Annotated in this window: 13 protein-coding genes; 8 read left to right on the forward strand and 5 right to left on the reverse strand. The window is 70.0% G+C overall.

Translation table 11 applies throughout. The features are described from left to right. Nucleotides 1-12: 12 nt before the first annotated feature. Both E1211_RS00880 and E1211_RS00885 read right to left on the reverse strand, forming a co-directional pair. Nucleotides 13-1,575 (reverse strand): MFS transporter, encoded by a 1,563-nt coding sequence (locus E1211_RS00880; protein ID WP_132344334.1) that lies wholly within the window; start codon nucleotides 1,573-1,575, stop codon nucleotides 13-15. A 70-nt stretch (nucleotides 1,576-1,645) separates the two neighbouring features. Next, nucleotides 1,646-2,830 (reverse strand): epoxide hydrolase family protein, encoded by a 1,185-nt coding sequence (locus E1211_RS00885; RefSeq protein WP_132344520.1) that lies wholly within the window; start codon nucleotides 2,828-2,830, stop codon nucleotides 1,646-1,648. Nucleotides 2,831-3,201: 371 nt separating this feature from the next. Between E1211_RS00885 and E1211_RS00890 the strand changes: the two genes are divergently transcribed. The 8 genes from E1211_RS00890 to E1211_RS00925 all read left to right on the forward strand — a co-directional run bounded on the left by E1211_RS00890 (nucleotide 3,202) and on the right by E1211_RS00925 (nucleotide 13,070). Then, the gene (locus E1211_RS00890) at nucleotides 3,202-4,407 is read left to right on the forward strand and encodes a pyridoxal phosphate-dependent aminotransferase (RefSeq protein ID WP_132344336.1); all 1,206 of its coding nucleotides are present in this window, start codon (nucleotides 3,202-3,204) and stop codon (nucleotides 4,405-4,407) included. 4 nt (nucleotides 4,408-4,411) lie between these two features. Then, the gene (locus tag E1211_RS00895) at nucleotides 4,412-6,004 is read left to right on the forward strand and encodes a class I adenylate-forming enzyme family protein (protein ID WP_132344338.1); all 1,593 of its coding nucleotides are present in this window, start codon (nucleotides 4,412-4,414) and stop codon (nucleotides 6,002-6,004) included. Next, nucleotides 6,001-6,804, forward strand: coding sequence for an SDR family NAD(P)-dependent oxidoreductase (locus tag E1211_RS00900; RefSeq protein ID WP_132344340.1), 804 nt, complete (start codon nucleotides 6,001-6,003; stop codon nucleotides 6,802-6,804). Before E1211_RS00895 ends, E1211_RS00900 begins: the two co-directional genes overlap by 4 nt. Next, nucleotides 6,801-8,225 (forward strand): aldehyde dehydrogenase, encoded by a 1,425-nt coding sequence (locus tag E1211_RS00905; RefSeq protein ID WP_165947123.1) that lies wholly within the window; start codon nucleotides 6,801-6,803, stop codon nucleotides 8,223-8,225. Before E1211_RS00900 ends, E1211_RS00905 begins: the two co-directional genes overlap by 4 nt. After that, nucleotides 8,222-9,625: a UbiD family decarboxylase gene (locus E1211_RS00910; protein WP_305792188.1), complete on the forward strand. Its 1,404-nt coding sequence runs from the start codon at nucleotides 8,222-8,224 to the stop codon at nucleotides 9,623-9,625. Before E1211_RS00905 ends, E1211_RS00910 begins: the two co-directional genes overlap by 4 nt. A 52-nt stretch (nucleotides 9,626-9,677) precedes the next feature. Next, entirely contained in the window at nucleotides 9,678-10,094 is a 417-nt protein-coding gene (locus E1211_RS00915; protein WP_371686103.1) for an ArsR/SmtB family transcription factor, read from the forward strand. 262 nt (nucleotides 10,095-10,356) lie between these two features. Continuing rightward, nucleotides 10,357-11,688, forward strand: coding sequence for an NAD(P)/FAD-dependent oxidoreductase (locus tag E1211_RS00920; RefSeq protein WP_132344348.1), 1,332 nt, complete (start codon nucleotides 10,357-10,359; stop codon nucleotides 11,686-11,688). A 218-nt stretch (nucleotides 11,689-11,906) separates the two neighbouring features. Next, on the forward strand, nucleotides 11,907-13,070 hold the full coding sequence (locus E1211_RS00925; protein WP_165947125.1) for an acyltransferase: 1,164 nt from the start codon (nucleotides 11,907-11,909) through the stop codon (nucleotides 13,068-13,070). A 320-nt stretch (nucleotides 13,071-13,390) separates the two neighbouring features. Here E1211_RS00925 and E1211_RS00930 read toward each other — a convergent pair whose 3' ends face one another. The 3 genes from E1211_RS00930 to E1211_RS00940 all read right to left on the reverse strand — a co-directional run bounded on the left by E1211_RS00930 (nucleotide 13,391) and on the right by E1211_RS00940 (nucleotide 15,797). Beyond that, nucleotides 13,391-14,455 carry a glucose-1-phosphate thymidylyltransferase gene (locus E1211_RS00930; protein WP_132344352.1) on the reverse strand — a complete coding sequence of 355 codons (1,065 nt, stop codon included), beginning with the start codon at nucleotides 14,453-14,455 and terminating at the stop codon, nucleotides 13,391-13,393. 68 nt (nucleotides 14,456-14,523) lie between these two features. Next, entirely contained in the window at nucleotides 14,524-15,531 is a 1,008-nt protein-coding gene (locus E1211_RS00935; RefSeq protein WP_243709258.1) for a quinone oxidoreductase, read from the reverse strand. Further along, complete coding sequence (locus tag E1211_RS00940; protein ID WP_132344354.1) at nucleotides 15,531-15,797, reverse strand: MoaD/ThiS family protein; 267 nt, start codon at nucleotides 15,795-15,797, stop codon at nucleotides 15,531-15,533. Before E1211_RS00940 ends, E1211_RS00935 begins: the two co-directional genes overlap by 1 nt. Between the last annotated feature and the right edge of the window lie 3 nt (nucleotides 15,798-15,800).

The raw sequence follows: 15,800 nt of genomic DNA on the forward strand, positions 1-15,800 counted from the left end.
GCGGAAATGGAGTCAGGGGGCGGGCGGCGCGGCCTCAGGCGGCATGCCGGGGTGGCCCGTACCGGTGGGCGGCACGCCCTTGAGCCGGGTGGCCAGGAGGACCGCGACGGCGAGGAACAACAAGAGGTTGATCACGCTGGCACCGTGCAGGGCCTGGGTGAACGCCTCCCGGGCCGAGTCGAGCAGCGCCGCGGCCGCGGGCTCGGGCAGGGTTTCCGCCACCGCCGCAGCCCCCACGATGCTCTCGCCCGCCGGGATCGCTGCCTCCGGAGGCAGCGCGGCCGGCACATCGACCGCGGCGCCGTAGACCGCCCCGGCGACACTACCGAGGACGGCGACACCGAGCGCGACGCCGAGTTCCCCGCCGGTGGACGACAGCGAGCCGGCGGCGCCCGCCTTCTCCGGCGGCGTCGACGACATCAGCACGGCGTTGGCCAGGGTGGCGCTGGGGCTGCCGCCGACGTACATGACGACCAGGCCGATGATCAGGGTGGCGAGGCCCCCGGAAGCGCTGACCTGGGTGATGACCAGTGCGCCGAACGCCGCGAGGACCATGCCGGCGGCCAGGACGTAGGCGGGGCGCACCGTACGGGCGACGGCCGGTCCGATGTTGCCACCGATGATCATCGCGCCTGCGGGAATGAGCATCCACAGCGCGACTTTCAGCGGGGTCAGACCCTCCACGAGCTGCATGTAGAGGGTGGAGACGAGACCGGCGCCCGCGGTGATGAATCCGAACGCAAGGCCCAGCAGGACGATGGTACTCACCACCGGGTTGCGGAACAGCGCGAGGTCAAGCATCGGGTGGGTGAGGTGCCGCTGGCGGTGGACGAACATCAGGCCGAAACCCAGCCCGACCACCACGGCGCCGACGGCCGTGGGCGCCCAGCCGGCACGCGCGATCTCCTTGAGGCCGTAGACCACGGGCAGGAGCGCAGCGAGCGTGAGCAGCGCGCTGAGCGGGTCGAGCCGGCCCGGGTGGGGGTGGCGTGCCGCGGGCAGCAGCCCCGGCCCGACCAGCAGCAGCAACGCCATGACGGGGACACCCATCAGGAAGATCGAGCCCCACCAGAAGGAGCCGAGCAGCAGGCCGCCGACCACGGGGCCGAGGATCACGCCGAGCATGATGGAGGTGCCCCAGACGCCCATGGCGGCGCCCATCTGCGCCGGATTGGGGAAGAGTTGGCTGATCAGGGCGAGCACGCACGGCATCACCGTCGCCGCCGCGATCCCGAGGAGGGCCCGGGAGACCAGGAGCATCTCGATCGAGTTCGAGTAGGCCGCCAGCAGCGACGCGGCCATGAAACCGGCGGCACCGCCGAGCAGCACGTTGCGGTGACCGATCCGGTCGCCGAGGGTGCCCATGAGAACGAGGGAACCGGCGATCATGAACCCGTAGATGTCGGTCACCCACAGCTGCTGGGTGCTGCTGGCCTCGAGGTCGGTGGCGAGCCTGGGAAGCGCGAGGATCAGGACGCTGATGTCCACCGTGGTGAGCAGGGTCGGCAGACACAGGACGGCGAGTGCCGTCCACTCCCTGCGGCCCGCTCGGGCGCCCATGTCAACTGTCGTCACGTTGGGTCCTTCCATCGATGAATGTCACCTGCACGAAGCGGCCCTTGGCGCGGTTGGACCGCAGCCGGTCTCAGGAAACGCTGCGCAGCGACCGGAAGAAGGTCCGGACGTCGCCCACGAACAGTTCCGGCACCTCCATGGCGGGGAAGTGCCCGCCCCGGTCGAACTCCGTCCAGTGGGTGATCGTCGGGAAGTCCCGGTCGGCGAGCCTGCGGATCGGGACGATGCAGTCCTGCGGAAACACGGCCACGCCGAGCGGAACAGTCAGAGGCTGCTCGCGGTATCCGCTCAGCATCTCCCCGTTGGGATCCTCGGTCGCCGCGCGCTGCTCCTCGGTGACCTCGCGGTACATCTGCGCCGATGAGCTCGCGGTGTTGGTCAGCCAGTAGACCATCACATTGGTCAAAAGCAGATCGCGGTCGATGACCTCGTCGGGCAGCTCCGCGTCCGTCCACTCCTTGAACCGTTCGACGATCCAGGCCAGTTGGCCGGCCGGCGAGTCGTTGAGCGCGTAGGAGACTGTCTGGGGACGGGTCGACAGGAGTTTGCGGTAGCCGGAGCCGTCGGCGTCGAAGCTGGCGAGCCGGCCCAACCGGGCCATGTCCTGCTCGCTGAGGCCCGCCAGCTCGGCGGGATCGCCAGACGGGAAGACGGTCAGCATGTTGCTGTGCACGCCGACGACGCGCTCGGGGTCGAGCCGGCCCACCGCGAGGGAGATCGGCGAGCCGAAGTCCCCGCCCTGGGCGCCGTAACGCTCGTAGCCGAGGCGCCGCATAAGCTCCACCCAGGCAGCCGCGACACGGTTGATGGTCCAGCCGGCGGCCGGCAGTGGACCGGAGAAGCCGAAGCCCGGAATCGACGGAATGACCAGGTGGAATGCCTCCGAGGCGGAGCCGCCGTACGCGACCGGGTTGGTCAGCGGACCTACCACGTTCAGGAACTCCGCCACTGACCCCGGCCAGCCGTGCGTCATGATCAGCGGCAGTGCGTCCGGCTCGGGCGAGCGGACATGGGCGAAGTGCACGTTGGCGCCGTCGATCGTCGTGGTGAACTGCGGCAACCGATTGAGCTGCGACTCCGCCTGTCGCCAGTCGTAGCTGGTCAGCCAGTGGGTTACCAGTTCCTTCAGGTACGCCAGGGGCACGCCGCGCGCCCAGCCGGTCTCGGGCAGGTCCGGCGACCACCGGGTCTGCGCCAGCCGGCGGCGCAGGTCGTCGAGCTCGGTCTGCCGAATATTGATCGCGAATGGCTGCACGGCTTCTCCTCGTGGTTGCCGTTCATCAGGGATTTCGAACGCCCGGTCACGCCTCGAATCACTGCGGGTGACGCTCGAGTCACGCAGAAGGCTTGACGTCGCCCATGACCGTGGCACCGGGCATGCGGCCGCTGCATCTTCCGGATTGCGGCGCGGGTCGGCCACACCTGCGCCTTCGGCCGAGGCGGGGGCCTGCCGCAGAGAAGAGGTACGGCAGGTGCAGGCCCAACCTCCGGCAGCACAATCCGCGACGATGTGCGCACGTACAGAGATGCCTAGCTGCGGCGGTAGTTGGAATCGTGAGCCGCACGCCGCCACCCGTGGACCGAGCGGCGTCCCATCCCTGCCCCACACGAGGAGTGTGATCTCGGGTGACCACGCCCAACACCCCACCGCCGACCGCGCCAAGCCCCCTGTCCAGCAGGACCAGTCACTTCGTCCTGCCGAAGCAGTGGGCGTCCATGCGCCGCGCCGAGCAACTCGAACGGGAGACCGGTACCCGGGTCATCCATCTGGAGAAGGGCGATTTCCAGGGCGAGGAGTTCCGCCCCGCGCCGCACATCGTCGAAGCCTGCGCGAAGGCGGTGCGCGACGGGCATGTGCGTTACGTACCCGGGCCCGGCCTGCCCGAGCTGCGCGACGCCATCGCAGAGGAGGCGACGCGGCGGGGCCGGCCGACCGCACGCGAGGAGGTGCTGGTGACCATGGGCGCCAAGCACGCGCTCACCCAGAGCCTGCTCACGCTCATCGACAACGGCGACGAAGTGATCTTCCCCAACCCGGGCTACCCACCGGACGAGTTCTGGATCACCTACGCCGGGGGTCGGGTCGTCTACGCCCCGCTGATCGAGCCGGACTTCCACTTCGACATCGACCACCTCGCGCAGCTGATGAACGAACGCACCAAGGTCCTGATCATCAACACCCCGCAGCGACCCAACGGCATGACCGTCGACCGGCTGGGGGAGATCAGCGAGCTGTGCCGACGGCACGACGTGATGGTGATCTCGGACGAGATCTTCAGCCACATGGTGTACCCGCCCGCCAAGCACCAGACCATCGCCGCCGTCGAGGGAATGGCCGACCGGACCCTCCTGGTGGACACGTTCAGCAAGAGCTACATCATGACCGGCTTCCGGATCGGCTGGTGCGTCGCGAACCGGGACCTGATCACCGCCATGGACATCTTCCAGCAGAACTCGGTGACCAACGTGCCGGCGTTCGTGCAACTGGCCGCCCTCGCGGCGCTCACCGGCCCGCAGGACCACGTCATCGCCACCCGCGAGCGCCTGCGGGCCAAACGCGACCGGGCGGTCGCGGAACTCAACGCCATCCCCGGCGTCAGCTGCCCGACCCCGGACGGCTCATTCTACGTCTTCCCGAACATCCGTGGCACCGGGTTGACCGCGCAGCAGTTCACCGACCATCTGATCGACCGCTACTCAGTAGGGGTCGTCGCCGGGACGGCGTTCGGCGACCGAGGCGAGGGGCACGTACGGATCACCTACGCCGTCCCGAACGACGTCCTCGACGAGGGTCTGAGCCGCATCCGTCAGGCCGTCGAAATCCTCGGATGACCTGATGGACATCGGACGGATGCTGACGTGGAGCGCCGAACGCCACCCGCATCAGCGGGCCGTCGGTGGGCCGCGACCGATGACCTTCCGCCAGTGGGACGCCTACACCAACCAGCTGGCCCGGGCGCTGGCGGACCTCGGGGTCCGCCCCGCCCAGCGGGTCATGCTGCACATGGCCAACGGGACGGAACTGGCCAGCTGCTACCTGGCGGTGCAGAAGTTGGGCGCGGTCGCGGTGCCGCTGTCCACCCGGTTCGGCCTCACCGAGGTCGAACACTGCCTGCGGGACTGCTCACCCACGCTGGTCGTCACCGACGCCACCACATCCGATCTGTCCGCCCAGGCGCGGGCCGCGCTGCCCGACCCTCCAGTGTCGACGCACGCCGGAGACCCGGACGACGCGGCGCCGGGCAGCGTCGCCCTGGCGCCGCTCGTCCAGGGCCAGACCGACGGGCCCCTGTCCGTCGGCATCGCCGACCACCAGCTGAGCGTGCTGCTCTACACCTCGGGCACGACGGGACGCCCGAAGGGAGTCCCCCGGACCCACGCCGCCGAGCACGCCGCCACCGTGGCGCACATCCTGCAGTCCGGGCAGGGCGGCAACGACGTCACGCTCGGCGTGATGCCGCTGTTCCACACGATGGGCGTACGCACGTTGCTGGCCAGTGTCCTCACCGGCGGCACCTGGGTGCCCCAGCGCCGGTTCGACGCCGACGAGTCGTTGGACCTCATCACCCGCGAGGGCATCACCGCGCTGTACCTAGTGCCCACCCTCTACTGGTCGCTGCTGCAGACAGGCCGGCTGCAGCAGCTCACCTCTCTGCACCGGATCGGATACGCCGGGGCGCCGATGACTCCTGACCTCGCCGGCCGCCTCATCGACGCCGTTCATCCCCGCTCGTTCCTCAACCACTACGGCAGCACCGAGATCTTCACTTTCACCGTGGAACCGGACGTGGCGGCACGACCCGGCAGCGCCGGACGCGCCGGACCCTTCTCCCGGGTCCGCGTCATCGCCACCGACGCCGACGCCGGGCCCACGGACGTCGTCGCGCCGGGCGAACCAGGACAGGTGATCGCTTCGATGGGCTCCCCCGAGGCGTTCACGGGCTACTGGAGACGCCCGGACGCCGACCGGACCGCGATCCGCAACGGCTGGTACCACACCGGCGACCTCGCGACCCGCGACGATGACGGGAACCTGTGGTACCAGGGCCGGGTCGACGACATGATCATCTCCGGGGGCGAGAACATCTACCCGGCCGACATCGAGGCGGCGATCGCGGCGTGCCCCGCCGTCGCCGACAACGTCGTGGTCGGGCTTCCCGACGAGCGGTGGGGACAGAGCGTCACGGCCTTCGTCGTCCCCCACGCCGGGGTCGACCCCGCCCAGACCGTCCGGGACGCCCAGCACTTCATCCGCACCTCCACCGGGCTGCCGTCGCTGAAACGCCCCAAGCGGGTAATCGCCGTGGACCGAATACCCCGCTCTCCCGTCGGCAAGATCCTGCGTCGGCGGCTCGCCGACGGCGCCTACGACGCGCTCGCCGACACCGCCGCCGCGGGCGGCGCGAACCGAACGGAGACGACCCGATGAGCAGCCTCCCGGCGCGCGTCGCCCCATCCCCGACCGGTCTGGCCGGCCGTACGGTCGTCGTGACGGGGGCCGGCGCCGAAATCGGCGGGGCGTACGTGCGCGCCTTTGCGGCCAACGGCGCCAACGTGGTCGCCGTAGACCTGCTCCGCACGGCCCGGCAGGCGATGGAGACGACCCGCACGGCGAGCCGGACCGGGCCCGGCCGGGCGGTCTTCGCACCGGCCGACGTCACCTCCCCGTCCGACTGGCAGCTCGTGGTGGAGCGGACGATCGCGGAGTTCGGCAGCCTGGACGTCCTGGTCAACAACGCGGCCGTCTACCGGGCCATCAGCCGCAAGCGCCCGCTGACCGAGCTGGTCGTCGAGGAGTGGGATCAGGTGTTCGCCGTCAATGTTCGGGGCACCTGGCTGGGGATCAAGGCGGTTGCCCCGACGATGGCGAACACCGGCGGCGGCAGCATCATCAACGTGTCTTCCGTGGTGGGACGCACCGGCGCCGTCGGCTTCGCCCATTACGTGGCCTCCAAGGCGGCGGTCGAGGGACTGACCCGCGCGGCGGCCCGGGAACTCGGCGAACACAAAGTACGGGTCAACGCGCTCGCCCCGGGCCTGGTGGACAACGACGCCAGCCGGACGCTGAACACGGACGCCTATCTCACGGCGGCGGCCCGAGCCCGGTCCCTGCCCCGACCGATGACGATCGACGACCTGACCGGCTCCCTGCTCTGGCTCGCCTCTCCGGCGTCGTCTTTCGTCACCGGTCAGACGGTCGTCGTCGACGGCGGGCAGGTGTTCACGTGAGGCCCGAAGCAGAGGCGCAGCCGGCGGAAACCCACGTCCGACCAGTCAACCCCGCGACCCTCGTCCCGCTGTCCCCGATCGCGGTCACGGCCGCCACGGAGCTCGACGAGGCCGCGGCACGCGCCGACGCGGCCCTTCGCAGCCCATGGGCGGTCGACGGCCGTCGCCGCGCCGCCGCCCTGCACGGGTGGGGGGAGGCGCTCACGGCCCACACGGACGAACTGGCCGAAGCGCTCGTTACCGAGACCGGCAAAACCATCACCGAGGCCCACCAGGAGATCCGGGCCTGCGCGGACGCGCTGACCTACAACGCCGGCCTCGCCCGACACCTCGGCGGCGTCGCCGGCACCCTACCCGACGGCACCATGGCACACGTCACGCGGCAGCCGGTCGGCGTCACCGCGTTCGTCGTCCCATGGAACTGGCCGATGTTGCTGCTCCTGCGGGATCTCGCGCCGGCCCTGGCCGCCGGGGTGACCGCGCTGGTCAAGCCGGCGCCGCAGACCAGCCTCGTCACCAGCCGGGTGCTGGCCCTCGGCCGCGCGGCGGGGCTGCCCGACGACGTCGCCCACCTCGTCGTCGGGGGAACCGAGGTCGGGCGCGCCGCCGTCTCGCACCCGCTGGTACGGGCCGTCGCGTTCACCGGTTCGACCGCGGTCGGCACGGAGATCCTGCAGGCCACGGGTGCCGGTATGAAACGCACCCTGCTCGAACTCGGCGGGAAGGGAGCGCTGGTAATCTGCGCCGACGCAGACGTGCCAGCCGCGGTCGCGGCGGCGGTCAGGGCGGCCGTGGTGACCGCCGGCCAGATGTGCATGGCCTGCACCCGCGTCCTGGTGGCCCGCCCGGCGTACAGGAATGTACTCGAACGTCTCACCGACGGGCTGGACAGCATCCGGGTCGGCCACCCCGGTGACCCCACCACCGACATGGGGCCCCTGGTGTCACCGGCGGCCGGCGAACGGTTGGGGCAGACGCTGGCCGACGCGCGCCTACGACACGACGTGCACGGCGGCCAGCAAGTCCACCTCGACGGTCTGCCGGGATATTTCGTCCGGCCGGCCGTCGTCACGGTGGTTACACCGGAATCGCCGATCGTTCAGCGGGAGTTGTTCGCACCGGTCGTGACGGTGGAGCCGTTCGACGACGACTCCGAGGCGGTGCGGCTTGTCAACGCGACGGATTACGGCCTGGCGGCGAGCGTGTGGACTCGCGACGTGCACCGCGCCTGGCGGATCGCCCGGGGCATCGAGGCGGGCACCGTATGGGTCAACGGCTACAACCACTCGTATCCGGAAACACCCAGCGGTGGCTTCAAGTCCTCCGGCATCGGTCGTACCCGCGGGCTGGTTGGTGTCGAACAGTTCACCGAGCTCAAGCACATCCATTTCGCCGTACCGGCAGCGGGCAAGCCGGCATGAACCCCCCCAGCGGCCCCGCGAACCCATCGTCCCAGTGGCCGGCCGAGCAAAACCTACGGTCCTGGCTGTCGCACGTGGACGCCCTAGGCCGGCTAGGCCGGGTACGGTCGCGGGTGGACCCCGACCAGGAGGTCTCGGCCGTGCTGGAACGCCTCGACGGGCAACGGTCGGTGCTGTTCCACGACGTGGCGAGCGCCCACTTCCCCCTCGCCGGGAATCTCGTCCTCAGCCGAGCCGACATCGCAGAAGCGATGGGCTGCCGACCACACGAGACGGCGACCCGCTACTTGGCCGCGCTCACCCGACCACGTCCCTGGGCGCAGGTGCCCGCCACCGAGGCGCCGGTGTTCACCCAGCGGCTCGACGAGGAAACTCTGCTATCCCGTCTGCCGCTCACGGTGCAGCACGAGCACGACGCCGGCCGGTACCTGACCTCGGGACTGCTCGTCGTCCGGGATCCGACGACCTTCGCGACAAACCTGTCGATCAACCGGATGCTGGCCATCGGTGAGCGGACCCTACGCACCCTCGTACTACCCGGGCGGCTACGGCGGATCCTGGCCGCGGCCGAGCGGCGCGGAGTCGATCTCGACGTGGCGATCGTGGTGGGCGTCGACCCGTTGCTCGGCCTGGCCAGCCAGGCACCAGGCACGGACCGGGCCCTGGATCACCTTGAAGTCGCCAGCGCGCTGCGCACCACGCCGCTGCCGGTCACCATCTGCCCCGCCAACGGCCTTCCGGTGCCGGCCGACGCGGAGTTCGTCCTCGCGGGGCGGTTCCGGGCCGCCGCCAGGGAATCGGAGGGGCCGTTCGGAGAGTTCCCCCGCACGTACGGTCCCAGCGCGCCGGCACCGGTGATCGAGCTGACCGCGGGTTGGCACCGCAGCGCACCGGTGTTCCATACGATCCTGTCGGGCGGCCGCGAGCACTTCCTGCTCGGCGGGATACCGCGCGAGGCCGCCCTGCTGAGGACGCTGCGCCAGACGCATCCCGACGTGGTCGCCATACGACTGACGGAGGCCGGGTCGTGCCGGCTGCACGCCGTCGTGGCCGTCCGCGAGGGCGCCGACGGGTCAGCAATGAACGTCCTGCTGGCAACACTCGGCGGCGCCAGCGCTGTCAAGTACGCGGTGGTCGTCGACGACGACGTGGACATCCACGACGACGAGCAGGTCGGCTGGGCCCTGGCCACCCGGGTCCAGGCGGACCGGGATGTCCTCGTCGTGCCCCGGACCGCCGGCAGCGGCCTCGACCCGTCTGCGTCCAACGGAGTGACCGCGAAACTCGGCATCGACGCCACCGTTCCAGCCGCCAGCCGGCACCGGCATGCCCGGATGCGGGTCCGCCCCCACCGACCAGAATGGATCGAACGGTTCCTAGCCGAGGCCGCGATGTCGTGATCGCAGCACCGCCGGCCATACCGGCCGGCAACGCCGCGCCGAGATGGCCGGCGTGCCCTCCGTCAGCGACCAGACGTTCGACAGCCGTCCGGTCGCCCGGCCTCTCCAAGACGGAAGGTCAGCACCTGTGGCAGACGATGATCTCAGCCGAATCCTGGCGGCTCTGGCCGACCCGACCCGACGGGCCATCCTCTCCCGGCTCGCCCACGGCGAGGCCAGCGTCACCGAACTGGCCGCCCCGTTCGAGATCACGATGCCCGCTGTAAGCCGACACTTACGGGTACTGGAACAGGCGGGTCTCGTACGGCGACGACACGACGCCCAACGGCGCCCCCGCCGGCTCGATATCGACGCGCTGTGGACCGCCGCCGCGTGGCTACGAGAGCTCATCGAAGCGGCCGATGGGGCCGAGAGTCCAACCGAACGCACTCCTCGCCCGCTCGACCCGGCACCCGACGTCGCGCCCTGACGGCTGCTCCGCTGACCTTTCGATCGCATTCTCAGAAACTATGCGGCTGCATTCCGTGCCCCACGCCGAATAGCTTTCCCCACCCCTGACCAGCAGGTCAGGAGGACAGCAAGGGCAGCCAGGGAGATGCCCGGCGACCACCGCGGCTGAAACGATCCCACACAGAACCTGGCCTGGATGTCGGTCCGACGCCGCCCAGGCGCCGAAATGGCTCTCCGCAGCGTCGCCGAACTCGTCCATAACGTAAGGGAGACGACCGTTCATGAGCAGATTCGTCGGAGAACGCGCCGTGGTGCTGGGTGGCAGCATCACGGCGCTGTTCGCCACCAGCGCGCTGTCCGAAAGCTACCGCGAGGTCATCATCGTCGACCGCGACGAACTCCTCGGGGTACGCGAGGCGCGCCGCGGCGCACCCCAGGCGCGCCACATCAACGGGCTGCTGGCCCGCGGCGCCCGCGCCATGGAGGAGCTCTTCCCCGAGATCACCGCCCAGATGATCAGCGCCGGCTGCCCGCAGACCGACCTGTCCGGCACAGTGCGGTGGTACTTCAACGGCAGGCCGCTCAAGCAGATCCGGGCCGGTCTCACCAACGTCGGGGCCCGCCGCCCGATTATGGAGGCGCACGTGCGGGAGCGGGTACAGGCGCTCGGCAACGTCACGTTCATGGAGCGGTACGACATTACCGGCCTGACCAGCACACCGGACCGGTCCACGGTGACCGGGGCGCGAGTGCAACGACGCGACGGCGGCGCGGAGGAGTCCCTGGAAGCGGATCTGGTCGTCGACGCGACCGGCCGTGGCTCTCGTACTCCCCTGTGGTTGGAGGCCATGGGTTACCCGCGCGTCGAGGAGGAAGGCACGAAAATCGGTCTGGGCTACGTGACGCGGCACTACCGGCTGCGTACCGACCCGTTCGGCACCGACCACTCCATCATCGCGGTGGCGAACCCCGCGCTGCCCCGCGGAGCCATCTTCACCAAGACCGACAGCGGTCTGGTCGAGCTGACCACGTACGGCCTCCTCGGTGACCATCCGCCCACCGACCCGGACGGCTTCAACGCCTTCGTGAAGACGCTCGCCGCCAAGGAAATCCACGAGTCGATCATCGAGGCCGAGCCGCTGGACGACCCGGTGCTGTTCCGCTTCCCGACCACGCTGCGCCGCCGCTACGACCGGCTGTCCCGGTTCCCGGAGCGGCTCGTCGTGCTCGGCGACGCCGTGTCCACCCCCAACCCGGTGTTCGCGCAGGCGCAGAGCCTCGCCGCGTTGCAGGCCCTGGCGCTGCGTGACAACCTGCGACGCGGGATCCCGCCGAACTCGCTGGAGTTCATGCGGCAGGTAGGCCGCATCATCGACCCGGCCTGGGACATGACCGAAGGCATCAACCTGAGCTTCCCCGGCGTCGAAGGGCATCGGAGCCCCATGCTCAAGCTGATTCAGGCCTACATGTACCGCGTTCAGATCGCGGCCACCCGCGACGCCGCCGTCACCGAGCAGTTCATGCGGTCCGCCGGCCTCGTCGACCCGTTGGAGGCGCTGATGCGTCCCAGCATGATGCTGCGCGTGCTGCGCAACTCCCGCGCCGCTGCCTGAACGCCGGCTGCGTCGTCTCACGCCACACCAGAACCCCGAGGCCATCGGTGTGAGCGCCGACCCACGCCGGTCGGCGCCTGTCCCGTCGCACACCGCCTCAGTTCCCCGACCGTCGGCCGGACCGACGGACGTTGCCCACCCGGAGGTGCATCCACATGACGATCACCCAACCCGGAGCGCGGCCGGAAAGCCCCCCAGGGCTCGGCGAACGCTCCCGCTTGCCATCCCTGACCGGCCTGCGAGCGCTCGCCGGCCTGTCCGTGTTCATCACGCACGGCATCGCGTTGGGTCTGTTCACCGACCCGGAAGTCACCCTCAACTACATCCACTACGGCGCTAACGCCGGAATGTTCGGTCTCGGCTTCTTCTTCGTGCTCACCGGTTTCGTGGTGACCTGGACTGCATCGTCGAAGGACAGTGCTCGGCAGTTCTGGCGTCGCCGCTTCTTCAAGCTCTTCCCGAACCACGTGGTGGTGTACGCCATCATCCTCGCCCTATGGATCCCGACAGGCGTACCGATCAAGGCGCTGGAGGCCCTGGCCGGGCTGCTCCTGATCAGTTCCTGGTTCCCCTCCGAGTCGTTCCTATTCAACAACCTCAACGGCCCCATGTGGTCGGCAAATATCGACGTACTCGCGTACGCGGCGTTCCCGCTCCTCTACTTCCTGGTCAAGAAGATCTCGCCGAGCCGGCTGTGGGCCTGGGCGATCGGCGTGACCGCGCTGTCGGCGCTCGTCCCGGTGATCGCCAACGCGTTCCTGCCGGACCACCCGCCCTCGATGGTCGCGCAGGAGGTCTCCTGGCCGCAGCACTGGTTCGGCTTCTACTTCCCGCTAACCCGGGCGCTGGAGTTCGTGGTCGGGATCATCATGGCGCGGATCGTCCTCACCGGCCGATGGATCGGCCTGCGCGCCCTTCCGGCCTCCCTGCTGGCCATCGGGACCTACCTGGTCACCCTCGACGTGCCGATCTTCTACGGGTACACGTTCGTGCCGCTCATCCCGATGGCGCTGCTGATCCCCGCCTTCGCCGCCGCGGACGTCCGTGGGCAGCGGACGCTGATGAACAGCAGGCCGATGGTATGGCTGGGCGACCGGATGTACGCGTTCTTCGTCATCCACGTCACGGTGCTGTTCATGGTGCACGCGGCGTTCAGCGGCGACAACGGCGTCGTCGGTATCTACGACCGCGTGACGTTCGACCTGGGCACCGGCATCCTCGTGCTGATCGCGACGTACCTGGTCTGCCTGGTGCTGGCATCGATCCTGTACGCACTGGTCGAACAGCCGATAATGCGCCGGTGGGCCCGTCCCCGACGGCGAGGCGAACAGGGCGGAGGCGTGGTGGATCCGACCGGTGCCGCCGGCGGTCGAACGACCTGAGGGTGCCAGGCGGCCGGCTGCGGCGCCTGAGTTACCACACGACCGATGGCGGCCGGTGCCGCCGACAGGACAGGGGGTCGGGCCCGGTGCACGGGCGCGGCCCCTGCTGTCGTGCCCATGCACCGGCCAGCCGCCGACCGGTCGCGCCCAGTACCGAAAAATGCCCGACCACCTGCGGGCGGTCGGGCAGCCGAACTGTGCGGATACGGCAGGTCAGCCGTCGATCAGGATCGCCAGCGCCACCGGCGGCAACTCCAAGCGCCGGCGCGCGACGAGAATGACAAGAGCGGTTGCGGGGGCCCGCGCCATCAACGGCGCGCTCACCTCGGCACCTGAATGCGACAGTGGTCCCCGGAGACAATCCGGTAACCGGCCTGGCGGTCGCCGCGCCCAAGCTCGGCCCCACGGCCGATGATCGAGTCGGTCAGCCGCATCACACCCGAGATCCGTGCCCCCTCCATGACCACGGACCCGGACAGCTCGCTGCCTCGGATCACGCAGTCACGGCCGATCGAGGTGTACGCGCCCACGTGACTGTCCTCGATGACCGATCCGGCGCCAACGATCGCCGGCCCTTCAAGATGACTGCGGACGACGCGCGCACCGGGCTCAACGTGCACCCGAGAGCCGACGACGCTGAACGGGTCGACGTCTCCGCCCCGGGCCGCCTCAATCGCCGCCAGCAGGCGGCGATTGCCAGCCAGGACGTCCTCACTGCCGGCGATATCCCGCCAATAGCCCGCGTACTCACTGGCCCGGACGATCACCCCCTGGTCGACGAGCCACTGGACCGCGTCGGTCAGCTCCAGCTCGCCGCGCAGGCCGGGCCGGATCGCGTCAACGGCGGAGTGGATCACCGGGGTGAGGAAGCACGCTCCGATGAGGGCGAGGTCGCTGCGCGGCTGACGGGGCTTCTCCACCAAGCGGACGACCCGGCCGTCCCGGTCGAGCTCGACCACACCGTATGGGCGCGGGTCGGCGACCTTCTGAACGAGCAGGTGGCCACCGTCTCCCCGGCCACGGAACTCCGCGGCCCCGTCGCCGAGACCGTCTGGCAACAGGTTGTCCCCGAGGTGGAGCAGGAAGTTGTCGTCGCCGAGATACGGCCGTGCGACCTGCACGGCGTGGGCGAGTCCGCGCGGCGCGTCCTGCGGCAGATAGGTGATGGCGACGCCGTGCTCCGAGCCGTCTCCGAGCGCTTGCCTGATCTGCTCGGCGTGGTCGCCGACCACCATGCCCACCTCGGTGATGCCGAGCTCGCGGACACCACGCAGGACGTGTGCGAGCAGCGGCCGGTTGGCCAGCGGAACCAGTTGTTTGGGCAGCGAGTGGCTGACCGGCCGCAGGCGGGTGCCTGATCCTCCGGACAACACCAGTGCCTTCAAGGGGTTCTCCCATCGGTTCGGGCGCGGACCACGGTCGGGCCGACCGCGTCGATCGGCCCGACCGTGGTTCAGGGCACGAGCAGGATCTTGCCGAGCGTCCGGCGGGAGGCCAGCTCCTCGTGGGCCGCCGCGGCGGCCGCGAGCGGGAACACGGCGTGCACGCGGACCCGCAGCCGGCCGGCCAGCACGTCATTGAAGACGGCCGAGGCGCGACTGCGCGTACGCTCCGGCGTGCGGTCGTAGTGGCTCAGCGACGCCTTGGTCAGGAACAGGGACCCGTACGAGTTCAGCAACTGCGGGTCGACCGGGTCGACCGGCCCGCCGGCCTGACCGTAGAGCACCATGGCGCCGGCCGGACGCAGACAGGTGAGACCGTCGGCGAAGGTGTCGCGGCCGACCGCGTCGTACACCACGTCCGCGCCCCGGCCTCCGGTGATTTCCCGCACCCGTGCGGGGAAGGCCGTGGTGCGGTAGTTGACGACGTGATGCGCCCCGGCGGCGAGCGCCGCAGGGATCTTGTCGTCCCGGGACACCGTGCCGATGACGGTCGCGCCGCGCCGCGCGGCGAGTTGGCAGAGCAGTCCGCCGACGCCGCCGGCGGCCGAGTGCACCAGGCAGACGGCGCCGTCGGTCAGCGGATACACGTCCGTGATGAGCACGTGGGCAGTCATGCCGTGGATGAGAATCGACGCCGCGTCCACCAAGCTCATGTCGTCGGGAACCGGCACCAGTCGCGCCGCCGGCACCACACAATGCGTGGCGTACCCTCCGGGCTGTCCCATCCAGGCGACCCGGTCCCCGACCGCCACCCCGGCGACGTCGGCACCGATCCGCAGCACGGTGCCACCGCCTTCGATGCCAGGCGTGAAAGGCAGGGGCACCGAGTAGAGACCGCTCCGCTGGTACAGGTCCACGACGTTGACGCCGGCGGCCGCGACGCGGACGAGGACTTCGCCGGCCGACACCTGCGGCAGCTCACTGTCGCGCAGCGTCAGGACCTCGGGCGGTCCGTACGTGTCCAGGGCCACCCGCCGCATCTCAACGCCGGCCTCCGACGACGGATCAACCGTCGACATCAGCCGCCCGCCATCGGAGAGATGATGGTGATGACGGTGTCGGGACCGACAGTGGCGTCCGCTCGCTGGTGCCGCGGGATCATGTCGTCGTCGAGGCAGATGTTGAGGTACCGCAACGGCTTGCCGTCCGCGTCTAGCAGCCGTCGGGCGAACTGCGGATGACGCGTGGCGAAGTCGCCGATGACCTCGTCCAGCGGACCGGAAGTGCCCTCGAAGTGGGTCCGACCCTGCGGGGTCCAAACGGCGGGCACCACGATTCTGACCATGTC

The organism is Micromonospora sp. 15K316, from assembly GCF_004348525.1.
Classification (GTDB): Bacteria; Actinomycetota; Actinomycetes; order Mycobacteriales; family Micromonosporaceae; genus Micromonospora.

Bases quoted from the DNA above. Each gene is read 5' to 3' on its own strand.
- E1211_RS00895 (WP_132344338.1), top strand. From the start codon at position 4,412: ATGGACATCGGACGGATGCTGACGTGGAGCGCCGAACGCCACCCGCAT.
- E1211_RS00900 (WP_132344340.1), top strand. From the start codon at position 6,001: ATGAGCAGCCTCCCGGCGCGCGTCGCCCCATCCCCGACCGGTCTGGCC.
- E1211_RS00910 (WP_305792188.1), top strand. From the start codon at position 8,222: ATGAACCCCCCCAGCGGCCCCGCGAACCCATCGTCCCAGTGGCCGGCC.
- E1211_RS00920 (WP_132344348.1), top strand. From the start codon at position 10,357: ATGAGCAGATTCGTCGGAGAACGCGCCGTGGTGCTGGGTGGCAGCATC.
- E1211_RS00935 (WP_243709258.1), bottom strand. From the start codon at position 15,531: ATGTCGACGGTTGATCCGTCGTCGGAGGCCGGCGTTGAGATGCGGCGG.
- E1211_RS00940 (WP_132344354.1), bottom strand. From the start codon at position 15,797: ATGGTCAGAATCGTGGTGCCCGCCGTTTGGACCCCGCAGGGTCGGACC.